A 23,428-nucleotide genomic window follows, 5' to 3' on the forward strand; every position below is an offset into this window, starting at 1 on the left:
AGGACGGCGCAAAGATGGACCTGTCGCCATCCTTCCGAGGTCCTCGCCATGCCCGTTCTGGTCGTCTCAGCACAGCCCGTCAGAAGCTCCTCCCCGCCGCTTGCGACGGCCCTTGCGCGCTGGCGGCTGTGGCTTTCGCTTCGCACGCAATGGGCGCTGGTGAGCCGCCGCGGCGACCGGCACCTTCTGGCAGACGCCGCTATCCCCGCCACGTATCGCCTCGGATGCGAGGAAGACCGGCGCCACCGTGACGCAGTCCGGCATCTGCACTGGATGCTCTGAGGCAACTTCCTTCGAGAATTGGCATCCCTAAGCCATTGTGGCACACGCACGAGTCGCGAAGTATCGCGAAAGCGGCGCTCGCATGGTTCCGCTTCGGGGTCGTTTTGCGCTATGGCATGGCGTTGAGATTGATCACCGCGGCAATATTCGCCCGCAGGGGAAGGTTGGATGTCACCCAAGGATCTGAAAGCAGCTTTGAGGAAGGAGCGCCTGGCGCTCCGCGATGCCATGCCGGCGGAAGCGCGTATCGAGGCGAGCCTTGCCATGGCCGATCATGCGGCCGAGGTCATCGCGCTCGATCCCGGACACGTCGTCTCGGGCTTCTGGCCGATCCGTTCGGAGGCCGACGTCCGGCCGCTGATGGTGCGGCTCAGGGATCGCGGTGCGCGCCTCTGCCTGCCGGTGATCCTGGACAGCAAGGCCATCGTTTTCCGGGAACTGCTCGACGGCATCGCGGTCGTCGAAACCGGCTTCGGCACCACCGGCCCCGGCCCCGATGCGCCGGAAGTCGATCCGGACATCATGCTCGTACCGCTCTCGGCCTTCGATGCCGTGGGCCATCGGATCGGCTATGGCGCCGGCTATTATGATCGGGCGATCGACCGGCTGCGCCGCAAAGGCCACATGCCGCGCCTGATCGGGATTGCATTCGACTGCCAGGAAGTGGCATCAGTGCCGGCTGAACCGCACGACGTGGCGCTGGACGCCGTATTGACGGAGAGCGGTTTTCGGCATTTCTGAGCGGGATGAGGATTTTGCGCGGATTCCGCCACATCCTGCTTAAAATTCATTGAACCGACCACGTGCATGAATTGGAGTCGATCCAGATTGCCTTGGTCCAAGCGGGATTGAACGGCATGCGACTTCTGTTTCTGGGGGATATGGTGGGCAAGACGGGCCGCATGGCCGTCTGGGAGCGCCTCCCGGGACTCGTGAGCGATCTCAAGCTCGACTTCGTCATCGTCAATGGCGAGAACGCTGCCGGCGGATTCGGCATAACCGAAGACATCTTTCTCGAGACGATCAGCGCCGGTGCCGACGTAGTGACCACCGGCAATCACGTCTGGGATCAGAAGGAGGCGGTGGTCTTCTGCGAGCGGCACGATCAGTTCCTGCGGCCGGCAAACTATCCTGCCGGGACTCCGGGTCGCGGTTCCAATCTCTTCTTCGCGCGAAACGGCGCCCGCGTTCTGGTTGCCAATGTCATGGGGCGCGTCTTCATGCATCCCGAGCTCGACGATCCCTTCAAGACGGCCGAGGCGATCCTCGACGCCTGCCCGCTCGGCGAGCAGGCCGATGCAGTCGTCTTCGATTTTCACGCCGAGGCGACGAGCGAGAAGCAATGCTTCGGCCACTTCGTCGACGGGCGTGCCAGCCTGGTGGTCGGCACGCATACCCATGTGCCGACGGCGGACCATCAGATACTCAACGGTGGCACCGGCTATATGAGCGATGCCGGCATGTGCGGCGACTACGACTCGTCCTTGGGGATGGACAAGGAAGAGCCGCTCAACCGCTTCATCTCGAAGATGCCCAAGGGTCGCTTCGAAGCGGCATCCGGCCCGGCGACCATCTGTGGCGTCGGGATCGAGATTTCGGACCGGACGGGGTTGGCGGAAAAGATCGCGCCGCTCAGGATCGGCCCGCGCCTAGCTGAGACGATCCCGCAATTCTGGGTTTGAGCGGCTGGGCTTCCTCCGTCTGCGCATCCATTTCCGGATGCGGGCGCTCTGTTCGGATCTCCTTTTTTCAAGGGTGACAGACCCGCCAAATGGTGGCAGGTTAGCGACCAAAATGAGAGCCGCACCGCACGCGGCCGCTATTCGTAAGTTTCCATGCCAATAATTGAAACGGGATGCGGTCGGAGGCGCTCATACTTTCGCTCATCCCGGCGTACAGCGCCGCGCGTTCCTCAGACGCGCAGAGGTCGCTGCAGCATTTTGATTGCTGCATGTGTCTTCCTTTGACCGAAAACGATCAAGGGAAACATGCAGGTAATGCAGCCGGAGTTCCATAGCGTCGCAGCTCGGTCGGGCGCACAGAGTCGCTGTGGCGCTCCGGTATCCAAAGGCGCCGCACCAATTGCAGTCCCGGTGCCGGCGATCTGACGTTCAGATATCTGGAGAGCGTGCATGTTGCGAAAGTGGCGTCTGCCGGCCATCGCCGGCTTTTTCGTCTCCCTTCTCGTTTCGGTCCCGGCAGGCGCGCAGGATGCGCAGTTGCCGACGGTGACCGTCGCCAAACCGGTCGTGCGCGATGTCGTCGACGCCGACGAATTCATCGGCCGCTTCGAAGCGGTCGACCAGGTCGCGATCCGCGCACGGGTCGGCGGCTATCTCGATCAGGTCTTCTTCACCGACGGCGCCATGGTGAAGAAGGGCGACAAGCTCTTCGTCATAGACCAGCGGCCGTTCCGCACCGCCCTTTCCCAGGCGGAAGCCTCGCTCGAGGCTGCGCGATCGACCCTTGTCTTCGCGGAGACCACGTTCAAGCGAACGGAATCGCTCGCGGGATCGGGCACGCTCTCGGTGTCCAGGCTCGATGACGACCGCCGTGCGCTGCTCGCGGCCCAGGCGAATGTGCGCGGCGCCGAGGCGGCCGTCGAGCGCGCAAAGCTGGATCTGGATTACACGACCATCACGGCGCCGCTGAGCGGACGCGTCGACCGGCGTCTCATTTCCCCCGGCAATCTGGTACAAGCGGACCAGACGGTGCTGACGACGATCGTCTCGCTCGATCCGATCGATTTCTATTTCGACGTCGACGAGCGCCGGCTGCTCTCCTATGCGCGTACGGCTCGGGACCGCGGCAGCGCTTTGCAGGAGGGGGCGGGCTCCATCCCGGTGCTGGTCACGATCGCCGACGCCAACGAGCCGCCATTCGAGGGCAAGCTCGACTTCGCGGAGAACCGGGTCGACAACCAGACGGGTACGATGCGGGTGCGCGCGCGCCTCGCAAACCCCAAATTGATCCTGCAGCCCGGCCTGTTCGGCCGCGTAGAAGTGGAGGGATCGAACACCTACCGGGCGGTTCTGGTGCCTGACGAGGCAATCGCCGCCGACCAGAACGAACGCATCGTCTACACGGTCGGCGAGGATGGCAGCGTCGCAACCAAACCGGTGCGTCTTGGTCCCAGGCTCCACGGTTACAGGGTCATCCGCAGTGGCTTGACGGGGGAGGAGACGATCGTCGTCAACGGTCTCATGCGCGTCCGGCCGGGCGTAAAGGTCAAGCCCGAGCTCATCGTCCTGCCCCCCGAGGCCGCGCAATCGGCGGAGAATGCCCAATGAGGTTCGCGCATTTCTTTGTCGACAGACCGATCTTCGCGTCGGTGCTTTCGATCGTTCTGCTGATCGTCGGCAGCATCGCCTATTTCCAGCTTCCGGTGGCGCAGTATCCGGAGATCGCGCCGCCTACCATCGTCGTGCGCGCCTCCTATCCGGGCGCGGATGCTGAGACCGTCGCCAATACCGTTGCCACCCCGCTCGAGCAGGAGATCAACGGCGTGGAGAACATGCTCTACATGTCCTCCTATGCCACCGCTGACGGCTCGATGGCGCTGACGATCACCTTCAAGCTGGGGACCGATCTCGATCAGGCGCAGGTGCTGGTGCAGAACCGTGTCTCGATCGCCGAGCCCCGGCTTCCCGAGGAAGTCCGGCGCATCGGCGTAACCACGACGAAGAGCTCGCCGGACCTGATGATGGTCGTTCATCTGCTTTCGCCGAACGACCGCTATGACCAGCTTTATGTTTCCAACTACGCCCGCACGCGCATCCGCGACATATTGGTCCGGCTGGACGGAGTCGGCGACGTTCTTCTGTTCGGCGAGCGTGAATATGCGCTGCGCATCTGGCTCGACCCGCAGAAGCTCTCCGCCTACGGCATGACCGCAGGCGATGTCGTCTCCGCGCTACGCGAGCAGAACGTCCAGGTCTCGGGCGGATCCATCGGCGGTCCGCCGATGTCGAGCGACAGCGCCTTCCAGTATACGGTGACCACCGACGGCCGCTTCAGCGACGCTCGCCAGTTCCGCTACGTCATCGTCAAAGCGACCGAAGAAGGCAGGCTCGTCCAGTTGCAGGACGTCGCCCGCATCGAACTCGGTGCGCGCGAATACGTGACCAACAGCTATCTCAACGGCAGCCCCGCCGTCGCGCTCGGCATCTTCTCCCGCCCCGGCAGCAATGCGCTCGCTGCGGCCGACGCGATCCAGGCGACGATGACCGAACTTTCGCGAGATTTTCCCGAAGGGCTCGAATACAGGATCATCTACAATCCGACGGAATTCATCTCGGAATCCATCGACGAGGTCTACAAGACGATCGGGGAGGCCGCGCTCCTCGTCGCTCTGGTCGTGATCGTGTTCCTGCAGTCGTGGCGCACGGCGATCATTCCGATCGTCGCCATCCCCGTTTCGCTCGTCGGCACATTCGCGCTTCTCTATGCCTTCGGCTTTTCGCTGAACATGCTGACGCTGTTCGGCCTGGTTCTCGCGATCGGCATCGTGGTCGACGACGCGATCGTCGTTGTCGAGAACGTCGAGCGCAACCTCGCGCGCGGGATGACGCCGCGCGAGGCGGCGCATGTGACGATGGACGAGGTGGGCGCCGCGGTCATCGCGATCTCGCTCGTCCTGACGGCAGTGTTCGTGCCGACCGCGTTCATTCCGGGTATTGCCGGCCAGTTCTACCTGCAATTTGCGGTGACGATCGCAGTCGCGACGGTGATCTCCGCGGTCAATTCCCTGACGCTCTCGCCGGCGCTTGCCGCAATCCTGTTGCGGCCGCACGAGAACCACGAGCATGAGAGCCGCAATCCCCTGACGCGGATCGGCCGCGGTTTTGCCAACGGCTTCAACCGCGGCTTCGACCGCATGGCCGATGGCTATGCATGGACGGTGCGCCACCTCGTCAGGACGCGGATCGCGTTAGCCGGGGCGCTCGTCGTCTTCGTCGCCCTGCTCGGAGCCACCTGGTACATGGCACAGGTCGTACCTCGCGGCTTCATACCCACGATGGACCAGGGCTATGCCATCGTCGTCATTCAGCTTCCGGACGGTGCCTCTCTCGAGCGCACCGATAAGGTCGTCCGGCGGGCCTCGGAGATTATCCGGGAGGTACCCGGCGTAAAGGATGCGGTCGCCTTTGCCGGTTTCAACGGCGCGACCTTCACCAATGCATCCAATTCCGGCGTGATATTCACGCCCTTCGACAGCTTCGAAGAACGCCTCGAGCAAAAGCAGAGTGCGGAACAGATCATCGGCCAGATCTTCGGTGCGATGCAAGGCATTCAGGAGGCTTTCATCATCGCCGTTCCGCCACCCTCCGTCCGAGGCATCGGCAATTCGGGCGGCTTCAAGATGCAGATCATGGACCGCCAGAGCGCCGACATGCGCCGGGCGCTCGGGCTCGCCCATCAGATGATGGGAGCGGCCAACCAGACGGAGGGGCTGACCGGCGTCTTCACCACCTTCACGGCCTCCAGCCCGCAATTCTTCCTGGCGATCGATCGCGACAAGGCGCGGGCGCTGAACGTGCCGATTCCCAATATTTTCGAGACACTCTCGATCAATCTGGGGACGTCCTACGTCAACGATTTCAACGCCTTCGGCCGCGTCTATCAGGTCCGTGCCCAAGCCGACCAGCAATTCCGGCTGGAGCGGGAGGACATCCTTGCGCTTAAGGTACGCTCCGCCTCGGGCGCCCTGGTGCCGCTCGGCACGCTCGTCGAGATCCGCGATACGAGCGGACCGGCGCTCGTCCAGCGCTACAACATGTATGTCTCGGTCCCCGTTCAGGGCAATCCGGCGCCGGGCGTTTCGACGGGCAGCGCCCTGGACAAGATGGAAGCACTTGCAGGTCAGATCCTGCCGCAGGGCACCACCTTCGAATGGACGGAACTCGCTTTGCAGGAGCGCCAGACCGGCAACACTGCGGTCTTCATCTTCGCGCTTTCGGTGGTCTTCGTTTTCCTGGCGCTCTCTGCGCAATACGAAAGCTGGGTGCTGCCGCTGGCCATCATCCTGATCGTGCCGCTTGCCGTGCTCGCGGCGCTTCTCGGCGTTTCGATCCGGGGCTTCGACAACAATGTGCTGACCCAGATCGGGCTTATCGTCCTGATCGGTCTTGCCGCGAAGAACGCGATCCTCATCGTGGAATTCGCCCGCCAGGGCGAGGAGGAGGGCAAGACGCCGATCGAGGCGGCGATCGATGCGAGCCGGCTGAGGCTGCGGCCGATCCTGATGACCGCTTTCGCTTTCATCCTCGGCGTCGTGCCGCTCGTCATCGCCACGGGACCCGGCGCCGAAATGCGCCAGTCGCTCGGTACGGCGGTCTTTGCCGGCATGCTCGGGGTCACCGTCCTCGGCCTGTTCCTGACGCCGGTCTTCTATGTGGCCCTGCGCTCATTGCGGCGCAAGCGTGCACCGGCTGCCGCGCCGGCGCCGGCGCCGGGGGAGTGAAGAGACCAGTGCATCGGCAATGACGCAATTGTGAGCGGCCGCCGGTCGTTAGACGCTGGACGCGATCGCGGCCTTGAATGATCCTGCGTGCCGCCCGGCATGAGCAGCAATGCGCTATGCGGGCGGAGTACCAGAGCAAGTTTTTCTTCCCGCACATGTGAGAGGTGAAGGATGCTGCTGCGATACCTTGCCTACACCGTGACCGTCATCTGGATTATCCATGCGCTCTGGCCGACACCGGCGCACGCGCAGCAGGCGGAAGCCCATGTGAGCCAATGCCAGGCGATCGCGGCAGCCACGCCGGCGGCGACGTTCGCCAGCTTCTCGGCCCCCGCCGCCGCTCCCGCGGCATCTGCCGACACAAGCGAGGTGACGATCACCTTTCTCGGTCATTCGACCTTCCTGATCGAAACGCCGGGGGGAGTTTCGATCGCCACCGACTACAACGGCTGGTTCCGCACGCCGTCGCCGCCAACGGTGGTGACGATGAACAGGGCGCATTCCAGTCATTACACCCTGGCGCCGGATCCGGCGATCCGGCATGTCCTGCACGGCTGGGGCGACAACGGCGATCCGGCGGATCATGACCTCGTCGTCGGCGACGCCTATATCCGCAATGTGACCACGGATATCCGTTCGGGTTTCGAGGGAATGGAACGGGACGGCAATTCGATCTTCATTTTCGAGATTGCCGGGCTCTGCATCGGCCATCTCGGCCATCTGCACCACGAGCTCGACGAAAGCCATTACCGGCAAATCGGCCGGATCGACGTGCTCATGGTGCCGGTGGACGGCGGTCTGACGATGGGAGCGGAGAGCATGAGCCGCGTCGTCTCGCGACTGCGCTCGGCGCTGATCCTGCCGATGCACAGGCCGATGACCAACAACTTTCTGGCGATGTTCGGAGACGACTTCGACAAGCGCTTCGCCACGGAGCCTTCCGTGAAGGTGTCGCTGCGCTCCCTGCCGAGGAGACCGCTCATCTATGTCCTGCAGGGTGTTTGAGGACCGCCGCAGCGCATTTCCGTCTCCTGAAAACACGACGCGCCTGCTGGACTGGACGCGGCAATGAAACTATAAGGCGCCCGATCTCACCGAAATCACGCATGCAGAGGGCGTCATGGCTGGCCATTCACAGTTCAAGAACATCATGCACCGCAAGGGCCGTCAGGATGCGGTGCGCTCCAAAATGTTTTCCAAGCTCGCGCGCGAAATCACCGTCGCAGCAAAAACCGGCCTTCCCGACCCGACGATGAACCCGCGCCTGCGTCTGGCGATCCAGAACGCCAAGGCGCAGTCGATGCCGAAGGACAATATCGAACGCGCGGTCAAGAAGGCTGCGGGCGGCGATGCCGAGAATTACGAAGAAGTCCGCTACGAGGGCTACGGCCCGGGCGGCGTCGCAGTCATCGTCGAGGCGTTGACGGACAACCGCAACCGCACCGCCTCCAACGTACGCTCCACCTTCACCAAGGCGGGCGGGGCGCTCGGCGAAACCGGTTCGGTTTCCTTCTCCTTCGATAGGGTCGGTGAAATCACCTACAAGCTGTCCGCCGGCGACGCCGACAAGGTGATGGAAGCGGCAATCGAAGCGGGTGCCGACGACGTCGAGACCGACGAGGAAGGCCACACCATCACCTGCGGCTTCGAGGATATCGGCGAAGTATCGAAAGCGCTCGAAGGCACGCTCGGCGAGGCGGAGACCGTAAAGGCCGTCTGGAAGCCGCAGAATACCGTGCCGGTGGATGAGGAAAAGGCACAGTCGCTGATGAAGCTCATTGACAATCTCGAAGATGACGACGACGTCCAGAACGTCTATTCGAACTTCGAGGTCTCCGACGAGGTTCTGGCGAAGCTTTCCGCCTGAGCGTTCGGAATATCCGTTGCAATTGACCCGCATCGCTCCGAGCGATGCGGGTCAATTGCTGTTCGCGTCAGGCGGCGGCGAGATCGCGTTGCGCTTGGGCAAACAGCTTCACCGACCGCAACCGCGCTTCCATGTCGAAGATCGGCATTGAGACGATCAGCTCGTCCGCCCGGGTGAGATCCACGAATGCCTCGATCTTTCGGCGGATCGTCTCGGGGCCGCCGACCACCGCGTAGCTCATTGCATGGTCGACGAAAATCTTCTCGTCCTGGCTCCAGAGGCCGTCCATCGATTTGACCGGCGGCGGGAAGCGCCCGCGGGCATTGCGGCGAAGCGCGACGAAGGATTGCTGCATGGAGGTGAAGAGGTGGTTCGCCTCATCGTCGGTGTCCGCGGCGACACCCATGACGCCCACCATGACATGCGGCTTGTCGAGCTGGGGCGACGGGGTGAAGCGCTCGCGATATATTTCGAGTGCGGAAAGCAGCATGTCCGGCGCAAAATGCGAGGCGAAGGCGAAGGGAAGGCCGAGCATGCCGGCGAGATGGGCGCTGAAATGGCTCGAACCGAGCAGCCAGATCGGCACGTTCGAATCCGCGCCCGGAACGGCGATGATCTTCTGGTCTTCGGTCGCCGGGCCGAGCAACGCCTGCAGTTCGACGACATCGTTTGGGAAGTTGTTGGCGCTCGCCTCCATGTTGCGGCGGAGCGCCTGCGCCGTTCTCATGTCCGTGCCGGGCGCGCGGCCGAGGCCGAGATCGATGCGGCCGGGGTAAAGCGCCGCAAGCGTGCCGAATTGCTCGGCAATGACGAGCGGTGAATGATTGGGAAGCATGATGCCGCCGGAGCCGACGCGGATCGTCCGCGTGGCGGAAGCCACATGCGAAATCACGAGAGAAGTCGCGGCGCTGGCAATGCCTTTCATGCCATGGTGTTCGGCCAACCAGAAGCGCTCGTAGCCGTTCTCCTCCGCGGCGATTGCCAGCCGCCGCGAATTTTCGAGCGACTCTGCGATGCTGCCCCCTTCGGTGATCGGCGACAGGTCGAGAATGGAGAAGGGGATCATGGCGGGGCTTTCAATTAAGAGAAATTGATCTTCCGCAATGTAGGTTCAAGTTTCCTTACGCCAAGGGTGCGCCGGCGCTTTTAGGCAAAGCGCGACCATTTCTGTGCAATGTTTTTGTTTTGTTCACTTTTTGCTGGCAGCGTCGCGCCGACCGAAATAGGGTGAAGCATGCAGACTACGATTCGCATCATCGGCATCGATCCGGGCTTGAGGCGCACCGGCTGGGGGGTCATCGAAACACTCGGCAATTCGCTGCGTTTCGTCGCGTCCGGCACCGTCACTTCCGATGGCGAGATGGACCTTGCCTCCCGCCTCTGCCAGCTGCATGACGGGCTTGCCGAGGTGGTGCACGGCTATCAGCCGCACGAGGCCGCTGTCGAACAGACCTTCGTCAACAAGGATGCGACGGCGACGCTGAAGCTCGGCCAGGCGCGCGGCATCGCCATGCTGGTGCCGGCCCGGGCGGGCTTGAGGGTCGCGGAATATGCGCCAAACGCCGTCAAGAAGGCCGTGATCGGCGTCGGCCACGGCGAAAAGCAGCAGATACACATGATGCTGAAGGTGCTGATGCCCAAGGCCGAGTTCAAAGGCAACGATGCCGCCGACGCGCTCGCCATCGCCATCTGCCATGCCCATAACAGGCAGGCGGTGACGAGCCGCCTTGCGGCGCTTGCGGGCTAGGCCGGGCAACGGCATTTCTTCAAAGACGACGGACCAACACCATCCAGAGAGACCAGATGATCGGCAAGCTCAAGGGCACGATAGACGAGATCGGCGAGGATCACGTGGTTCTCGACGTGCATGGGGTCGGGTATGTCGCCCATTGTTCGGCGCGCACGCTCGGAAAGCTCGGAAGCGCCGGAGAGGCGGCCGTTCTCTTCATCGAGACCTATGTGCGCGAGGATCAGCTGAAGCTGTTCGGGTTCCTGAGCGCGTTGGAACGCGAATGGTTCCGACTGCTTCAGAGCGTTCAGGGTGTGGGATCCAAGGTGGCGCTGGCGGTGCTCTCTACGCTGACCCCCGGGGAACTCGCCAACGCGATCGCCTTGCAGGACAAGACGTCGATCTCGCGCGCGCCGGGCGTGGGTCCGAAAGTTGCCGTGCGTATCGTCACCGAACTGAAGAACAAGGCTCCCGCCTTCGCCGGCGAGATGGCACCGTCGATCGGCCTGAAGCAGGAGCTCGGCGAAGGCGTTGCCGCGGCGCCGGTTGCGGACGCGGTCTCGGCGCTCACCAATCTCGGCTATTCGCGAGACCAGGCGGCCAATGCCGTTGCGGCTGCGCTGAAAAACGGCGGGGAGGGCGGCGACAGCGCCAAGCTGATCCGCCTCGGCTTGAAGGAGCTGTCGCGGTGAGGAAGCCACGAGCCTTCCTGCGGCCACAAAAGCATTGGAGTAGAGGGACGCTGGCCGTTCTCGCTGGATTGATCCGGGCGCCGCTATTATGGTTGAGCGCGGCAGCGACGGTGACCGGCCTCGACGCCCGGTGCCCCTATGGCCGCGGACAGCCCGAAACGGAAGCAGTGACATGAGCGAAGCCGCACGTCTGATCGCGCCGGAAAAGCGAGGCGAAGACCTCGATGCGACCATGCGCCCGCAGACGCTCGACGACTTTACCGGCCAGGCTGAAGCGCGCGCCAATCTGAAGATCTTCATCGAGGCGGCGCGCAATCGCGGCGAAGCGCTCGACCATGTGCTCTTCGTCGGTCCGCCCGGGCTCGGCAAGACGACGCTGGCGCAGATCATGGCAAAGGAGCTCGGCGTCAATTTTCGCTCGACTTCCGGGCCGGTTATCGCCAAGGCCGGTGACCTTGCGGCGCTGCTGACCAACCTCGAAGAGCGCGACGTGCTCTTCATCGATGAAATCCACCGCCTCAATCCCGCCGTCGAGGAAATCCTCTATCCGGCCATGGAGGATTTCCAGCTCGACCTCATCATCGGCGAGGGGCCGGCGGCCCGTTCGGTGAAGATCGATCTCGCGAAGTTCACCCTGGTGGCGGCGACGACGCGCCTCGGACTGCTGACGACGCCGCTGCGCGATCGCTTCGGCATCCCCGTGCGGCTCAATTTCTATACGGTCGAGGAGTTGGAGCTGATCGTCCGGCGTGGCGCGCGGCTGATGGGTCTCGGCATGACCGACGAAGGCGCGCGCGAGATTGCCCGCCGTGCGCGCGGCACGCCTCGCATTGCCGGCCGTCTCCTGCGCCGGGTGCGCGACTTCGCCGAAGTCGCACGGGCGGAGGCCGTGACGCGGAAGATTGCCGACGAGGCGCTGACCCGGCTGCTCGTCGACAGCATGGGTCTCGACCAGCTCGACCGGCGGTATCTGACGATGATCGCCCAGAATTTCGGCGGCGGGCCGGTGGGGATCGAGACCATCGCCGCCGGGCTTTCCGAGCCGCGCGACGCGATCGAAGACATCATCGAGCCCTATCTGATCCAGCAGGGATTCATCCAGCGCACGCCGCGTGGTCGCGTGCTCACGGCGAATGCCTGGAAGCATCTCGGCCTCAATCCGCCACGGGATGTCGAGGCAAGCCAATTCCGGCTGACGCTCGAGGACGACTGAAATGATCACCCGGCGGGGCTTCATGAAGGTCCTCGGCGGTGGATTGGCGAGCGCCGTGGCCCTGGGCAGCTACGCCTTCGCCATCGAACCGCTTGCGCGTCTGAGGGTGGCCCGCTACGCCGTGACGCCACCGGGATGGACGCCCGGCCTTAAGCTCCGCCTGGTCGCGCTCGCGGATATTCACGCCTGCGAACCCTGGATGTCTGCGCGCCGCATCACATCCATCTGCGAGCGCGCCAACCACCTCGGCGGCGACGTGACAGTCCTTCTCGGCGACTACGCTTCCGGCATGAATCTCGTGACGCGGTATGTCCATGCGAGCGAGTGGTCGAAGGCGCTTGCCACGCTCACGGCGCCCCTTGGCGTCCATGCCATCATGGGAAATCATGATTGGTGGGAAGACATGACGGCCCAGAAGAACGGCGGCGGCGATACCTTCGGCCATCGGGCATTGGCCGGGGTCGGCATTCAGGTGCACAGCAATCGCGCGGTCCGCCTTGAGAAGAGCGGCTTCCCTTTCTGGCTCGCGGGGCTCGAGGACCAGCTTGCGCTCCTGCCGGGACGGAAATGGAAACGCGCGTGGATGGCTGGGCTCGACGATCTCGATGGCACGCTTGCACAGGTGACGGACGAGGCGCCAGTGATCCTGCTCGCGCACGAGCCGGACATTTTTCCGAAGGTGCCCTCGCGGGTCGCATTGACGCTGTCCGGTCACACCCATGGCGGACAGGTGCGCTTTGCCGGCCACTCGCCCGTCGTGCCGTCGCGTTTCGGTGACCGGTACGCCTATGGTCATATCGTCGAGCATGATCGCAACCTCATCGTCTCGGGCGGCCTTGGCTGCTCCATCGCGCCGATCCGTTTCGGCGTGCCGCCGGAGATTGTGGTCGTCGATCTCGGATGAGTGGAAATCGCCCCCATCCGCCTGCCGGTCACCGTCTCCCCGCAAGTTCCCGGATCGTCGCAGCCAGTCTTTCCCTTCCGCCCGGCATCCAGCCGAGAGCGCGCAGCTTCTCCGTCGACATCGTCTTGAATTCGGCGGCTTCCGCTGCCGGCGGCAGCGGGTGCGGACAGCCGGTTGCGGCCTGGAGAAAGGAAAGAATCTCGCGGTTGTCGGTCAGCACGTCGGAGACGTTGAACACCTGACCGGATATTCTCGCCGGTTCGGTCTCGAGCATGAGGCGGACGGCCTGGGCGACATCGTCGCCATGGACTTCCGTGCCGATGCGCCCTGGTACGGGCCGGCCGGCAATGTAATCGGAAAAGAGATCGCTCCACTTGTGTTCTCGTCCCGAGCCGGCGGGACCATAGACACCGGTGACTCGCAGGCTCGTCGTGACGAAACTGTGGTCGGTCATCGATTTCAAAGCGTTCTCGGTGGCGAGCTTTACCTGTCCGTAGAGCGTGTCCGGAGCGGCAGGTGAGGTCTCTGCGACAAGGGGCGGCGCCGTGTCGCCGTAAACCGCGCGGCTCGACAGGAAAACGCAGCGGCGTACGCCGGCGGCGCGCGCTTCCTCGAAAAGGCGAACGGAGCCGTCGAGATTGGCGCGGCGGAAACCCCGGGGGTCATCACCCTCGCCTCCGCGATATCTGCCCTCGACATGCTCGAAGGCGGCATGGACGAAATAATAGATATCGCCGAACGCGCCGGCCTGGTCCGCATCCGCATCGAGACACAGAGGCACATGGGACACCCGTTGCGAATACAAGCCAGCAGGGGGCGGAGAGCGCCCGCCGACCGTGACTTCATAGCCGTTTGCCAGCAGGTGCTCGACGATGAAGCGGCCGACGAATCCGGTGCCGCCGGAGACGAGAACGCGGGTCATGGCGACGTCGGACCCGCCTGCGGCGGATTGGCAAGACCGGCAATATCCGGAATTTGATTGCCGGTCAGATAGGCGTGCCAGAGATCGATCAGCGGGCGCAGCACGTCCGCGCGCGGATGATCCTTCTCCCACGGCTTTTCATACTGGTAGTGAAGCACCCCGATCGAGCGCCAGTCCCAAAGCCCAGGCAGGTTGAACCACACATATTGCAGCATGTTCATCGTCACCGGCAGTCCATGCCAATCGGGGAAGAAGCTTTGCAGAAAGGTCTGGTCCGTGCGCGGCCAGAAGGCGTCCGGCGCATCGAGGGCCGCGAGCATCTTCTCGAAGGTCGCGACGGCCGGCTCGGCGACGAAGACGCCGGAGTTCAGGCGGTGGAAGTCCGCGAGACTCTCATAGACGTTCGGCGCCGCGGCAAATTCCGGATAGAGAAACAGCTTGTCGATGTTGCGCAACACGATCGCGTCGGCATCGATGAAGATGCAGCGTTCGTATTCCACGAGTTGCCACAGCCTTATCTTGCAGAAATTGTCGAGCGGCGAATGGAAATCGGGCTTGCGACCTTTGGTGAAGGGTGCCTGCTCATGCACGTTGCGGCGTTGATGCCGGGCGTTGAATTCGTCCGAGAGCGGCAGCAGATCGGTTTGGATCAGGCGGCAGTCGAATTCGCGCAGCGGCTCGAGAGCGGCGGCATCCACCCCTCCGGTGTGGAGCACGACGATATCGGCGGGCGTGCGGGTGAGGCGGATCGATCTGAGCAGGGCCCGCGCACCGAGCGCGTAGTCGCTATTGGTGACGAGCGTCACGAAAGCGTGGCGCGCAGTCACCGTAGAGGAGGGGCTGAGCCCCTCCGGACTGGCGAAGACGCGGCTCATGAAACGGATTTCAGCCGCTTGCCCTCCGGATCGTGGTTGATCAAGGGGGCGATGTCCTTCGTCCAGGCGGAAATGGCCGGCACGCGCGAGCGATCGACGCGATAGGCGAATTTCTTCGCCACATCGACGATCTCCGAAAGCAGTCCGTCTTCGAGCCGAACCGGATTGAGGCCGAGCGCGAGGAATTTCTCGTTCTGCACCACGAGCTCGTTCTCGGCCGCTTCCTTGCGCGGATTGGGAAGCCAGGCGATTTTCGCGCCGGTCATGCGTGCGACCATCTCGGCGAGATCGCGGATGCGATGCGTTTCCGTCATCTGGTTGAATATCTCGACACGGCTGCCGCGCGCCGGCGGGTTCTTGAGCGCGAGTTCGATGCAGCGCACCGAGTCCTGAATATGGATGAAGGCACGCGTCTGGCCCCCGGTTCCGTGAACCGTCAGCGGATAGTCGATTGCTGCCTGGATCAGGAAACGGTTGAGGACGGTTCCGTAATCGCCGTCGTAGTCGAAGCGGTTGATGAGCTGCGGATGACGCCGCGTCTGTTCCGTATGCGTGCCCCAGACGATGCCTTGATGCAGATCGGTGATCCTGAGGCCGTCATTCTTCGCATAAAACTGGAAGAGCAGCTGATCCAGGCACTTGGTCATGTGATAGACGGAGCCCGGGTTGGAAGGATAGAGGATTTCCTGGTTCACCGTCTCTCCGCCCATGGTCTCGATGCCGACGGGCAGGTAGCCTTCAGGGATCGCGGCCCCGATCGTGGAATAGCCGTAAACGCCCATCGTACCGAGATGCACGAGATGCGCATCGAGGTCGAGTTCGACCAGTGCATTGAGGAGGTTGTGGGTCGCGTTGACGTTGTTGTTGACCGTGTAATTCTTGTGCCTGTCGCTCTTCATCGAATAGGGAGCGGCCCGCTGCTCGGCGAAGTGGACCACCGCATCGGGCCGATGCTCCGCCAGCCAATTCTTCAGGAGTTCGTAGTCGCGGGCGAGATCGATCAGATTGAAGTGGATACGCCGGCCGGTTTCGGCGTGCCAGATGCGCGTGCGCTCCTGGATGGAATCCATCGGCGTCAGAGATTGAACGCCGAGTTCCGTGTCGATCCAGCGGCGGGAGAGATTGTCGAGGATGTGAACGTCGTGGCCCGCATCGGACAAATGCAGGGCGGTGGGCCAGCCGACGAAACCATCACCGCCGAGGACTGCAATCTTCATGCACGATTCTCCTGCTCGGGAAGAGGACAGGGTCCTGATAGGATAGGATTGTGACAAAGCTGCAGTGCTTGCAAATGTCTTTTTGTTCCTGCACAGGAAAACGCGAAAAATCCTCCCGGAGAATGCCATGTCACTGATTTCGCTTGCCGGCGAGCTGACCGAGACCGGCCACCGACTGATCCAGCGGGTCTATTACGAGGACACCGATTTTTCCGGCGTCGTCTACCATGCGCGCTATCTGCATTTCATGGAGCGCGCCCGGACCGACTATCTGCGGCTTCTCGGCGTCGAGCAGGCGTCGCTGGCGATCGAAGGCGACGTGGAAGGCCTCGTCTTCGTCGTCCATCGTATGGAAATCGACTTCAAGGCGCCTGCGCGCATGGACGACGTCCTGACCATCGAGACCGCGACCGAAAAGGCCGGCGGCGCAAAAATGATCCTGCAGCAGCAGATCAGGCGCGGCGACGCGCTGCTGATCGCGGCCAAGGTCATCATTGCGGTCATCAACGGTCAGGGGCGGCCGAGGCGTCTGCCGGAGGCACTGGCAACGAAATTCCTTGCTGCGCAGGCGGCTTCCGGGTGAGCGGCCGGCTCACTCGACCGAGTTCAATATCTTCTTCGTCAGCGACTGACTGATCTTGCCGATCTCCCGCCACGGATCGGTTCCGGATTCTATCCGCTCGACAATGTCCGGAATGTGAAACCCGTTGGCGGCTTCGAGCCCTTGGAGTTCGTCCCAGCCGACCGGAGTGGCCACCGGTCCGCCGGAGCGCGCGCGGGTGGAATAGGGTGCGATAGCCGTGGCGCCGCGATCGTTTCTCAGCCAGTCTATGAAAATCCTTCCCTTGCGCTTCGCCTTCGACATGGTGGCGACGAAATTGTCCGGATCGCGCTCGGCAATAGATCGCGCGAGCGCTTTGGCGAAGCCTTTGGCCTCCTCCCATTCGGCATGGGGGCGGAGCGGAACGATGACGTGGACGCCCTTGCCGCCGGTCACCATGGGCACTGTCTTCAGGCCGATCTCGGCGAGCTCGTCGCGAAGCTTGACGGCTGCCGCCTTGACCGTCTCGAAGTCGACGCTCGGATCGGGGTCGAGATCGAAGACCAGACGGTCGGGTTTCTCCAGTCGATCGATGCCTGAACCCCAGATGTGAAACTCGAGCGTTCCCATCTGCACGGCGGCGACGAGGCCCTTGGCGTCGTGGATGTACATATAGTTCTCGGTGTCGCCCGATGACTCGGTGATCGGCACTTCCCGGATCGCCTCGGGGAAGCCGTCGCTCGCGTGTTTCTGAAAGAAGCAGTGCCGATCGCCGCCTTGCGGGCAGCGCACCAGCGAAACGGGGTGATCGGCGGCAAAGGGGAGCATCCTCTCGGCGACGACGGCATAATAGCGGGCGAGATCGATCTTGGTGATGCCCTGGCCTTCGAAGAGCACCCGGTCCGGATGCGAGATGCGGATACCGAGGACATCGCCGTCTCCTTGCACAGCCGGCGTCTTGCGCGGCTTGGCCGAGGTTTTGCTTTTGGCGGTCTCCGGCTCCGCTTCCGCCGGCTTCGCTGTCTCCAGTTTCACGGCCCTGGCCTCCTTGTCCTCGCGCAATCCCTCGAATGAACCGTGGCGGACATGTCCGTCAGCCGTGAACTCGGCGAAATCCACCTCCGCCACCAGGTCCGGCTCAAGCCATACCGAATTTCGCATTCTCTCTCGCGGCACGCTGTCGAAGGGCGACGTGTCGCGTCTGCGCTTCGCGAAGGCCGCAGCGAGTTCCTTCATCGTCTTCCCGTTGAATCCGGTGCCGACGCCGCCACGGTAGATCAGCTTCCGGCCTTCGAACGTTCCGACAAGAAGCGAGGCAAAGGCGCGTCCTTTCTTCGAAGATGGGGTATAGCCACCGATGACGAACTCCTGGCGCTTCGTGCATTTCACCTTCAGCCAGCTTCGGCTGCGCCCGCTGCGATAGGGGGCATCCGCCTCCTTGGCGATTATACCCTCCTGGCCTGCCTTGCATATCGCGGAAAGCACGTGCTCGCCATTGCCGCGGACATGCTCGCTGAATTGTATGGTCGAGGTGGTGCCGAGCGTTTGGAGCAGCGCTTCGAGCCGTTCCTTGCGTTCCACGAGCGGCTTACGGCTCAAATCCTTGCCGTCGAGCTCGATGAGGTCGAAAGCGTAAAGCCGTGTGCTGGCCCCCGTTCTAAGCGCTTTCTGCAAGGCCGAGAACGTCGATCCGCCTTCCGACAGCGCCACCACTTCGCCATCGATGAGGGCCGACCGGCAGTCGAGTTCGGCAAGGGCCGCGGCAATTGCCGGGAACTTCTCGGTCCAGTCGAGGCCGTTGCGCGTGTAGCAGCGCACGGTGCCGGCGCCGACGGCGCAGACAAGACGGTAGCCGTCGAACTTGGCTTCGTTCAGCCATGCATCGCCGGCAGGCACCTTGGTCACCAGAGTCGCCAACTGCGGTGCCTTGAAGGCGGGCAGCTTACCGGAGGCTTTTCGCGTGACAGGCTTGGCCGCATTGCCGGTTTCGGCGATCGCGCCGGCCTTGAGATTGGCCGCGATGCTCTCGTTGGAATGCCAGACCCGTGCCTGCTTCTCGCCTTTGCCGTTGGCGATCTCCTCCATTGTCCGGCCGGTGACGATGCTGGTGATGTTCTCGTTGATCAGGCTCTCGCCGTCTTCGGAGGCGATCTCGTCCTTTTCCTTGACGAGCAGCCAGTTCTCGCGCTTTTCGCCTTCGCGCGGCCGCATGCGCACCAGGGCCCAGCCGCCCTTCATTCGGCTGCCATGCAGCTTGAAGGAGATCTTGCCCTTCTTCAAGGCTTTCGACGGGTCATCCTCCGGCTCCCACCAGCCGGTATCCCAGAGCATCACGGTACCGCCGCCGTACTCTCCCTTCGGTATCGTTCCTTCGAAATCGCCATAGGCAAGCGGGTGGTCTTCGGTGCGCACGGCCAGGCGCTTGTCTTCGGGGTTGAGGCTCGGGCCGCGGGTCACCGCCCAGCTCTTCAGCACGCCCTCCCATTCCAGGCGGAAGTCGTAATGCAGGCGGGTCGCAGCGTGCTTCTGGACCAGAAACCGCATCCTGTCGTCCCCGCTGCGCCGCGCGACCGCACCCTTGGGTTCGCTGGTCCGCGTGAAATCGCGGCGCCGGTTATATTCGGAAAGCGGTTGATTGCGAGCGGCCATGGATCGTCAGCCCGATTTCGGCTGGAAGGCTGTATGTTTCGGGGGCCAGGGGCTCATGGCACCGAAACGTGCGACCCGGTGCGAAGTTCCGTATCGCTCAAGCTCAGTCGAACTGCGCGCGCGGTAATACTCCCTTAACCATAATGGTGTCTTAATCCGTGTATCAGGATTTGTGCAGTGCACGTCATCCTTTGACCAAAATTGACGGCAAGAAGGCAGGCTGACGCGAGTAGATCGCAATGCCGCGATCGGTGGCAATACCGGGGCATTCCTGCTGCAGGACGTTTGGGCGACCCGGTCTCGAGCATGAGTTGCTCTGCCGGGTGTTTGGATTCGGGGACTGAAATCGATGGAACAGGTTGGATTGGCCGCGACGAGCGACGTGACCCTCTGGTCGCTCTTCATGCAAGCGGGCTTGGTCGTGAAGCTGGTCATGCTGGGGCTCATCGCCGCCTCGGTCTGGACCTGGGCGATCGTCGTCGACAAGAGCCTCAATTACGGGCGCGTCCGCCGGCAGCTCGACAATTTCGAGCAGGTATTCTGGTCGGGTCAATCGCTGGAGGAGCTCTATCGGACCCTCTCGGACAGGCAGACGAGCGGAATGGGCGCGATCTTCGTTTCGGCCATGCGCGAATGGAAGAAAAGCTTCGAGCGCGGCGCGCGCGCGCCGATCGGCCTACAGATGCGTATCGACCGCGCCATGGACGTGACGCTCGCCCGGGAATCCGAAGCGCTCGAGGCAAGGCTCGGCTCGCTAGCGACGATCGGCTCGGCTGCACCCTTCATCGGCCTTTTCGGTACCGTCGTCGGTATCATGACCTCGTTCCAGGCCATCGCCGGTTCCAAATCCACCAACCTCGCCGTCGTAGCGCCCGGTATCGCCGAAGCGCTGCTGGCGACCGCCATCGGTCTGCTCGCCGCTATTCCTGCCGTTATCGCCTACAACAAGTTCACCGCGGATGCCGGCAAGCTGACGGCACGCATGGAAGCCTTTGCCGACGAGTTCTCCGCCATCCTGTCGCGGCAGATCGACGAGAAGCTGCAGCCTTCTCGTCAGGCCGCGCAATAACGACCTCAAAGCACGGAGACTACGCTGATGGGTATGGCAGCTGGCGGAGCCAAGGGGTCGGGCGGCGGGCGCCGCCGCCGTGGCGGCAGAAGAAGCGCGATCAGCGAGATCAACGTCACGCCGCTCGTCGACGTCATGCTGGTTCTCCTCATCATCTTCATGGTGGCCGCGCCGATGATGACGGTCGGCGTGCCGATCGATCTGCCGGAAACGCAGGCGAAGGCCATGAACGCCGATACCCAACCGATCACCGTTTCGGTCAACCCGGCGGGCGAGATCTTCCTGCAGGAGACTCCGATCGCGATCGACGAGGTCGTGCCGAAGCTCGAGGCGATTGCCACGACCGGCTACAATGAGCGCATCTATGTGCGCGGCGACACCAGCGCCGATTACGGCACCGTGATGAAGGTGATGGCACGCATCTCCGCGGCAGGCTTCAAGAACCTGGGTCTCGTAACGCTTCAAGAACAAGAGAAGTGATCGTCCGAATGAAGGGCAGTATCGCTACATCTGCTGTCCTCCACGCTCTGGTTCTCACCTGGGCGCTGGTGTCGCTTGGCAGCCCGGCCGATTTCGAGGTCGCGGATGTCGAGGCGCTGCCGGTCGACATCGTGCCGGTCGAGTCGATCACGCAGATCCAGCAGGGCGACAAGAAGGCTCCGGCCAAGGAAAAGGCATCGCCCGTTCCGACCAAGAAGCCGACGCCTGTCGAAAACGCCGAGAATGTCGGCGAGAACGACGTCGACCTGAAGACGCCGCCCACACCCAATGTCAAGCCGGTCGAAAACGAGTCGGCCGCAGCGCCGCAGAAGACCGAAAAGGCACCGCCGACACCCGATCCGGTGAAGGAAGCGATCGAGAACGTCGAGGAGAAGCCGGCGGCCGAGCCGGCCACGGAAGTGGCGGCACTCCCCGAACCCAAACAGGAAGTGAAGCCGGACACGAAGCCGGAACCGGCACCGGCGGAAGAACAGCCTGCGGAAAATCCCGAGGCCGAGGCTCTGCCGGACAGGGTGCCGACGCCGCAGTCGAAGCCCAAGGTCGAAAAGCCCGCGCAAACGGCCAAGACGCCCGAACGCAAGAAGGACGAAGCCAAGAAGGAGCAGAAGAAGGCGTCCTCCCAGAAGGAGAGCGACTTCAATGCCGACGAGATCGCGGCGCTGCTCAACAAGCAGGAATCCTCCGGCGGCGGCGCCAAGCGCTCGACCGAGGAGGCGGCCCTCGGCGGCAAGAAGACGACGAGCGGCAATACGCTTTCGCAGAGCGAAATGGACGCGCTTCGCGGCCAGATCCAGAACAACTGGTCGATCATTCCCGGCATGGCCGACGCGGCGGATGTCCGCATCAAGGTAACGATGCGGCTCGACCCGAACGGCGACCTGATCGGCGAACCGGAAGTGGAAGCCAGCGGCGGCTCGGATGCGGCGCGGCGGGCACTCATGGGTGGTGCACGCCGGGCCATTCTGAAGTCTGCTCCCTTCAAGGGGCTGCCGGCCGACAAATACGATTCGTGGAGCGAGGTCGTCGTCAACTTCGACCCGAGCTCGATGCTCTAGACAGGTTGGGCTGGTTGTGGGCGGATCATTGCGCCTCATCCTGCTCGGAACACGAAAGGCTGAAAGGCTTTATGGAAATGCTGAGACGCAATTTTTTCCGCCTCCTGATGGTGCTGGTCGCCGGCTGCGGGCTCATTGCCTCGCCGGCAAATGCGCTCGTCGAGATCAACATCAACAAGGGTAACGTCGAGCCGCTGCCGATCGCGATCACGGACTTCCTGCAGGGCGATCTCGCCCGGAAGATCTCCGACGTCGTTGCCGCAGACCTGAAGCGCTCCGGGCTCTTCGCGCCGATCGACAAGGGCGCCTTCATCGAGAAGATCTCCAATCCCGATGCCGCGCCGCGTTTCGAGGACTGGAAAGTGATCAACGCGCAGGCGCTCGTCATCGGCCGCGTCACGCAGGAAGGCGACGGCAGGCTGAAGGCGGAGTTCCGCCTCTGGGATACCTTTGCCGGCCAGCAGATGCTCGGTCAGCAGTTCTACACCCAGCCGGAGAACTGGCGCCGGGTCGCCCACATCATCGCCGACGCGATCTATGAGAGGATCACCGGCGAGAAGGGCTATTTCGACACGCGCATCGTTTACGTCGCCGAAAGCGGGCCGAAGAACGCGCGCAAGCGCCAACTTGCCATCATGGACCAGGACGGGGCCAATTCCCGGGCGCTCACCAATGCCAACGACATCGTGCTGACGCCGCGCTTCTCGCCGAACCGTCAGGAAATCACCTATATGTCGTTCGAGAACCAGCAGCCGCGCGTCTATCTGCTGCAGCTCGAAACGGGGCAGCGCGAGGTGGTCGGCAATTTCCCGGGCATGACCTTCGCCCCGCGTTTCTCGCCGGATGGCCAGCGGGTGATCATGAGCCTGCAGCAGGAAGGCAACGCCAACATCTATACGATGGATCTGCGCTCGCGCACGACGACGCGGCTCACCAATACCGCGGCGATCGACACCTCTCCTTCCTATTCGCCGGACGGCAGCCGGATCGTCTTCGAAAGCGACCGCGGCGGCAGGCAGCAGCTCTACGTCATGGGCGCCGACGGCTCGGGCCAGACGCGCATTTCCTTCGGCGACGGCTCCTATTCGACGCCCGTCTGGTCGCCACGCGGCGACCTCATCGCCTTCACCAAGCAGTCCGGGGGCAAGTTCTCGATCGGCGTCATGAAGCCGGACGGTTCGGGCGAACGCATTCTCACCACCGGCTTCCACAATGAAGGCCCGACCTGGGCGCCGAACGGCCGCGTTCTCATGTTCTTCCGCCAGAACGCCGGTGCGGGCGGTCCGCAGCTCTATTCGATCGATCTGACGGGCTACAACGAACAGCTCGTCCAGACGCAGGGCTTCGCCTCGGACCCGGCCTGGTCGCCGTTGATGGAATAGGGCCGCCGGCGGGCCCGATCGAGAGAATTGATGAGATTCAAAGATTTCGGGCCGATACGGCCCGAAA

Annotated in this window: 21 protein-coding genes; 16 read left to right on the plus strand and 5 right to left on the minus strand. The window is 63.2% G+C overall.

Annotated features, from left to right (window positions below; all coding sequences use genetic code 11):
* Positions 1-48 precede the first annotated feature (48 nt).
* The 7 genes from ACFHWW_RS08760 to ACFHWW_RS08790 all read left to right on the plus strand — a co-directional run bounded on the left by ACFHWW_RS08760 (position 49) and on the right by ACFHWW_RS08790 (position 8,612).
* Positions 49-282, plus strand: a complete 234-nt coding sequence (locus ACFHWW_RS08760; RefSeq protein ID WP_100672971.1) for a hypothetical protein — start codon at positions 49-51, stop codon at positions 280-282.
* Positions 283-450: 168 nt separating this feature from the next.
* Positions 451-1,023, plus strand: coding sequence for a 5-formyltetrahydrofolate cyclo-ligase (locus ACFHWW_RS08765; RefSeq protein WP_026168795.1), 573 nt, complete (start codon positions 451-453; stop codon positions 1,021-1,023).
* A gap of 116 nt (positions 1,024-1,139) precedes the next feature.
* The gene (locus ACFHWW_RS08770) at positions 1,140-1,964 is read left to right on the plus strand and encodes a TIGR00282 family metallophosphoesterase (RefSeq protein WP_013844839.1); all 825 of its coding nucleotides are present in this window, start codon (positions 1,140-1,142) and stop codon (positions 1,962-1,964) included.
* A gap of 450 nt (positions 1,965-2,414) precedes the next feature.
* Positions 2,415-3,572 (plus strand): efflux RND transporter periplasmic adaptor subunit, encoded by a 1,158-nt coding sequence (locus ACFHWW_RS08775; RefSeq protein ID WP_100672972.1) that lies wholly within the window; start codon positions 2,415-2,417, stop codon positions 3,570-3,572.
* On the plus strand, positions 3,569-6,745 hold the full coding sequence (locus ACFHWW_RS08780; protein WP_275597376.1) for an efflux RND transporter permease subunit: 3,177 nt from the start codon (positions 3,569-3,571) through the stop codon (positions 6,743-6,745). The genes ACFHWW_RS08775 and ACFHWW_RS08780 overlap by 4 nt, the downstream gene beginning before the upstream one ends.
* A 171-nt stretch (positions 6,746-6,916) precedes the next feature.
* Complete coding sequence (locus tag ACFHWW_RS08785; protein ID WP_379937999.1) at positions 6,917-7,750, plus strand: MBL fold metallo-hydrolase; 834 nt, start codon at positions 6,917-6,919, stop codon at positions 7,748-7,750.
* Positions 7,751-7,865: 115 nt separating this feature from the next.
* Positions 7,866-8,612, plus strand: a complete 747-nt coding sequence (locus tag ACFHWW_RS08790; RefSeq protein WP_100672975.1) for a YebC/PmpR family DNA-binding transcriptional regulator — start codon at positions 7,866-7,868, stop codon at positions 8,610-8,612.
* 67 nt (positions 8,613-8,679) lie between these two features.
* Here ACFHWW_RS08790 and ACFHWW_RS08795 read toward each other — a convergent pair whose 3' ends face one another.
* Positions 8,680-9,678: an LLM class flavin-dependent oxidoreductase gene (locus tag ACFHWW_RS08795; RefSeq protein ID WP_018096834.1), complete on the minus strand. Its 999-nt coding sequence runs from the start codon at positions 9,676-9,678 to the stop codon at positions 8,680-8,682.
* A gap of 168 nt (positions 9,679-9,846) precedes the next feature.
* On the opposite strand from ACFHWW_RS08795, the gene ruvC reads away from it, so the two are divergent.
* The 4 genes from ruvC (at position 9,847) to ACFHWW_RS08815 (ending at position 13,150) form a co-directional block, all read left to right on the plus strand.
* Positions 9,847-10,359: a crossover junction endodeoxyribonuclease RuvC gene (gene ruvC, locus ACFHWW_RS08800; RefSeq protein ID WP_018096835.1), complete on the plus strand. Its 513-nt coding sequence runs from the start codon at positions 9,847-9,849 to the stop codon at positions 10,357-10,359.
* Between the two features lie 56 nt (positions 10,360-10,415).
* Positions 10,416-11,033 (plus strand): Holliday junction branch migration protein RuvA, encoded by a 618-nt coding sequence (gene ruvA, locus ACFHWW_RS08805; protein ID WP_003535964.1) that lies wholly within the window; start codon positions 10,416-10,418, stop codon positions 11,031-11,033.
* A gap of 172 nt (positions 11,034-11,205) precedes the next feature.
* On the plus strand, positions 11,206-12,246 hold the full coding sequence (ruvB, locus tag ACFHWW_RS08810) for a Holliday junction branch migration DNA helicase RuvB (protein WP_100672977.1): 1,041 nt from the start codon (positions 11,206-11,208) through the stop codon (positions 12,244-12,246).
* A 1-nt stretch (position 12,247) separates the two neighbouring features.
* A complete protein-coding gene (locus tag ACFHWW_RS08815; protein WP_379938000.1) occupies positions 12,248-13,150 on the plus strand; it encodes a metallophosphoesterase in 903 nt (300 codons plus the stop codon).
* Positions 13,151-13,178: 28 nt separating this feature from the next.
* On the opposite strand, the gene ACFHWW_RS08820 is transcribed toward ACFHWW_RS08815, so the two are convergent.
* Genes ACFHWW_RS08820 through ACFHWW_RS08830 form a run of 3 tightly spaced genes read right to left on the minus strand, consistent with a single transcriptional unit; the run spans position 13,179 to position 16,164 of the window.
* Positions 13,179-14,072 carry an NAD(P)-dependent oxidoreductase gene (locus tag ACFHWW_RS08820; RefSeq protein WP_100672979.1) on the minus strand — a complete coding sequence of 298 codons (894 nt, stop codon included), beginning with the start codon at positions 14,070-14,072 and terminating at the stop codon, positions 13,179-13,181.
* Positions 14,069-14,947, minus strand: a complete 879-nt coding sequence (locus tag ACFHWW_RS08825) for a glycosyltransferase (protein WP_100672980.1) — start codon at positions 14,945-14,947, stop codon at positions 14,069-14,071. Before ACFHWW_RS08825 ends, ACFHWW_RS08820 begins: the two co-directional genes overlap by 4 nt.
* Entirely contained in the window at positions 14,944-16,164 is a 1,221-nt protein-coding gene (locus ACFHWW_RS08830) for an NAD-dependent epimerase/dehydratase family protein (protein WP_275597382.1), read from the minus strand. The genes ACFHWW_RS08825 and ACFHWW_RS08830 overlap by 4 nt, the downstream gene beginning before the upstream one ends.
* Positions 16,165-16,291: 127 nt before the next feature.
* On the opposite strand from ACFHWW_RS08830, the gene ybgC reads away from it, so the two are divergent.
* The gene (gene ybgC / locus ACFHWW_RS08835; protein ID WP_100672982.1) at positions 16,292-16,747 is read left to right on the plus strand and encodes a tol-pal system-associated acyl-CoA thioesterase; all 456 of its coding nucleotides are present in this window, start codon (positions 16,292-16,294) and stop codon (positions 16,745-16,747) included.
* A gap of 9 nt (positions 16,748-16,756) precedes the next feature.
* Here ybgC and ligD read toward each other — a convergent pair whose 3' ends face one another.
* Positions 16,757-19,354, minus strand: coding sequence for a DNA ligase D (gene ligD, locus ACFHWW_RS08840; RefSeq protein ID WP_100672983.1), 2,598 nt, complete (start codon positions 19,352-19,354; stop codon positions 16,757-16,759).
* Between the two features lie 349 nt (positions 19,355-19,703).
* On the opposite strand from ligD, the gene tolQ reads away from it, so the two are divergent.
* From tolQ to tolB, 4 genes are all read left to right on the plus strand, one after another.
* A complete protein-coding gene (gene tolQ / locus ACFHWW_RS08845; protein ID WP_003527594.1) occupies positions 19,704-20,423 on the plus strand; it encodes a protein TolQ in 720 nt (239 codons plus the stop codon).
* A 27-nt stretch (positions 20,424-20,450) separates the two neighbouring features.
* The gene (gene tolR / locus ACFHWW_RS08850) at positions 20,451-20,903 is read left to right on the plus strand and encodes a protein TolR (protein ID WP_100672984.1); all 453 of its coding nucleotides are present in this window, start codon (positions 20,451-20,453) and stop codon (positions 20,901-20,903) included.
* Positions 20,904-20,911: 8 nt separating this feature from the next.
* Complete coding sequence (locus ACFHWW_RS08855; RefSeq protein ID WP_100672985.1) at positions 20,912-21,979, plus strand: cell envelope integrity protein TolA; 1,068 nt, start codon at positions 20,912-20,914, stop codon at positions 21,977-21,979.
* A 71-nt stretch (positions 21,980-22,050) separates the two neighbouring features.
* Positions 22,051-23,361 carry a Tol-Pal system beta propeller repeat protein TolB gene (tolB, locus tag ACFHWW_RS08860; protein WP_018096845.1) on the plus strand — a complete coding sequence of 437 codons (1,311 nt, stop codon included), beginning with the start codon at positions 22,051-22,053 and terminating at the stop codon, positions 23,359-23,361.
* Positions 23,362-23,428 lie beyond the last annotated feature (67 nt).

The sequence above is a fragment of the Sinorhizobium sp. P24N7 genome, assembly GCF_042436655.1.
Classification (GTDB): domain Bacteria; phylum Pseudomonadota; class Alphaproteobacteria; order Rhizobiales; family Rhizobiaceae; genus Sinorhizobium; species Sinorhizobium meliloti_A.

Bases quoted from the DNA above. Each gene is read 5' to 3' on its own strand.
- ACFHWW_RS08780 (WP_275597376.1), top strand. From the start codon at position 3,569: ATGAGGTTCGCGCATTTCTTTGTCGACAGACCGATCTTCGCGTCGGTG.
- ACFHWW_RS08825 (WP_100672980.1), bottom strand. From the start codon at position 14,947: ATGAGCCGCGTCTTCGCCAGTCCGGAGGGGCTCAGCCCCTCCTCTACG.
- ligD (WP_100672983.1), bottom strand. From the start codon at position 19,354: ATGGCCGCTCGCAATCAACCGCTTTCCGAATATAACCGGCGCCGCGAT.
- tolR (WP_100672984.1), top strand. From the start codon at position 20,451: ATGGGTATGGCAGCTGGCGGAGCCAAGGGGTCGGGCGGCGGGCGCCGC.
- ACFHWW_RS08760 (WP_100672971.1), top strand. From the start codon at position 49: ATGCCCGTTCTGGTCGTCTCAGCACAGCCCGTCAGAAGCTCCTCCCCG.
- ruvB (WP_100672977.1), top strand. From the start codon at position 11,206: ATGAGCGAAGCCGCACGTCTGATCGCGCCGGAAAAGCGAGGCGAAGAC.
- ACFHWW_RS08855 (WP_100672985.1), top strand. From the start codon at position 20,912: ATGAAGGGCAGTATCGCTACATCTGCTGTCCTCCACGCTCTGGTTCTC.
- ruvC (WP_018096835.1), top strand. From the start codon at position 9,847: ATGCAGACTACGATTCGCATCATCGGCATCGATCCGGGCTTGAGGCGC.
- tolB (WP_018096845.1), top strand. From the start codon at position 22,051: ATGGAAATGCTGAGACGCAATTTTTTCCGCCTCCTGATGGTGCTGGTC.
- ACFHWW_RS08770 (WP_013844839.1), top strand. From the start codon at position 1,140: ATGCGACTTCTGTTTCTGGGGGATATGGTGGGCAAGACGGGCCGCATG.
- ybgC (WP_100672982.1), top strand. From the start codon at position 16,292: ATGTCACTGATTTCGCTTGCCGGCGAGCTGACCGAGACCGGCCACCGA.
- ACFHWW_RS08830 (WP_275597382.1), bottom strand. From the start codon at position 16,164: ATGAAGATTGCAGTCCTCGGCGGTGATGGTTTCGTCGGCTGGCCCACC.
- ACFHWW_RS08795 (WP_018096834.1), bottom strand. From the start codon at position 9,678: ATGATCCCCTTCTCCATTCTCGACCTGTCGCCGATCACCGAAGGGGGC.
- ACFHWW_RS08820 (WP_100672979.1), bottom strand. From the start codon at position 14,072: ATGACCCGCGTTCTCGTCTCCGGCGGCACCGGATTCGTCGGCCGCTTC.
- ACFHWW_RS08775 (WP_100672972.1), top strand. From the start codon at position 2,415: ATGTTGCGAAAGTGGCGTCTGCCGGCCATCGCCGGCTTTTTCGTCTCC.
- ACFHWW_RS08790 (WP_100672975.1), top strand. From the start codon at position 7,866: ATGGCTGGCCATTCACAGTTCAAGAACATCATGCACCGCAAGGGCCGT.
- ruvA (WP_003535964.1), top strand. From the start codon at position 10,416: ATGATCGGCAAGCTCAAGGGCACGATAGACGAGATCGGCGAGGATCAC.
- ACFHWW_RS08785 (WP_379937999.1), top strand. From the start codon at position 6,917: ATGCTGCTGCGATACCTTGCCTACACCGTGACCGTCATCTGGATTATC.
- ACFHWW_RS08765 (WP_026168795.1), top strand. From the start codon at position 451: ATGTCACCCAAGGATCTGAAAGCAGCTTTGAGGAAGGAGCGCCTGGCG.
- tolQ (WP_003527594.1), top strand. From the start codon at position 19,704: ATGGAACAGGTTGGATTGGCCGCGACGAGCGACGTGACCCTCTGGTCG.
- ACFHWW_RS08815 (WP_379938000.1), top strand. From the start codon at position 12,248: ATGATCACCCGGCGGGGCTTCATGAAGGTCCTCGGCGGTGGATTGGCG.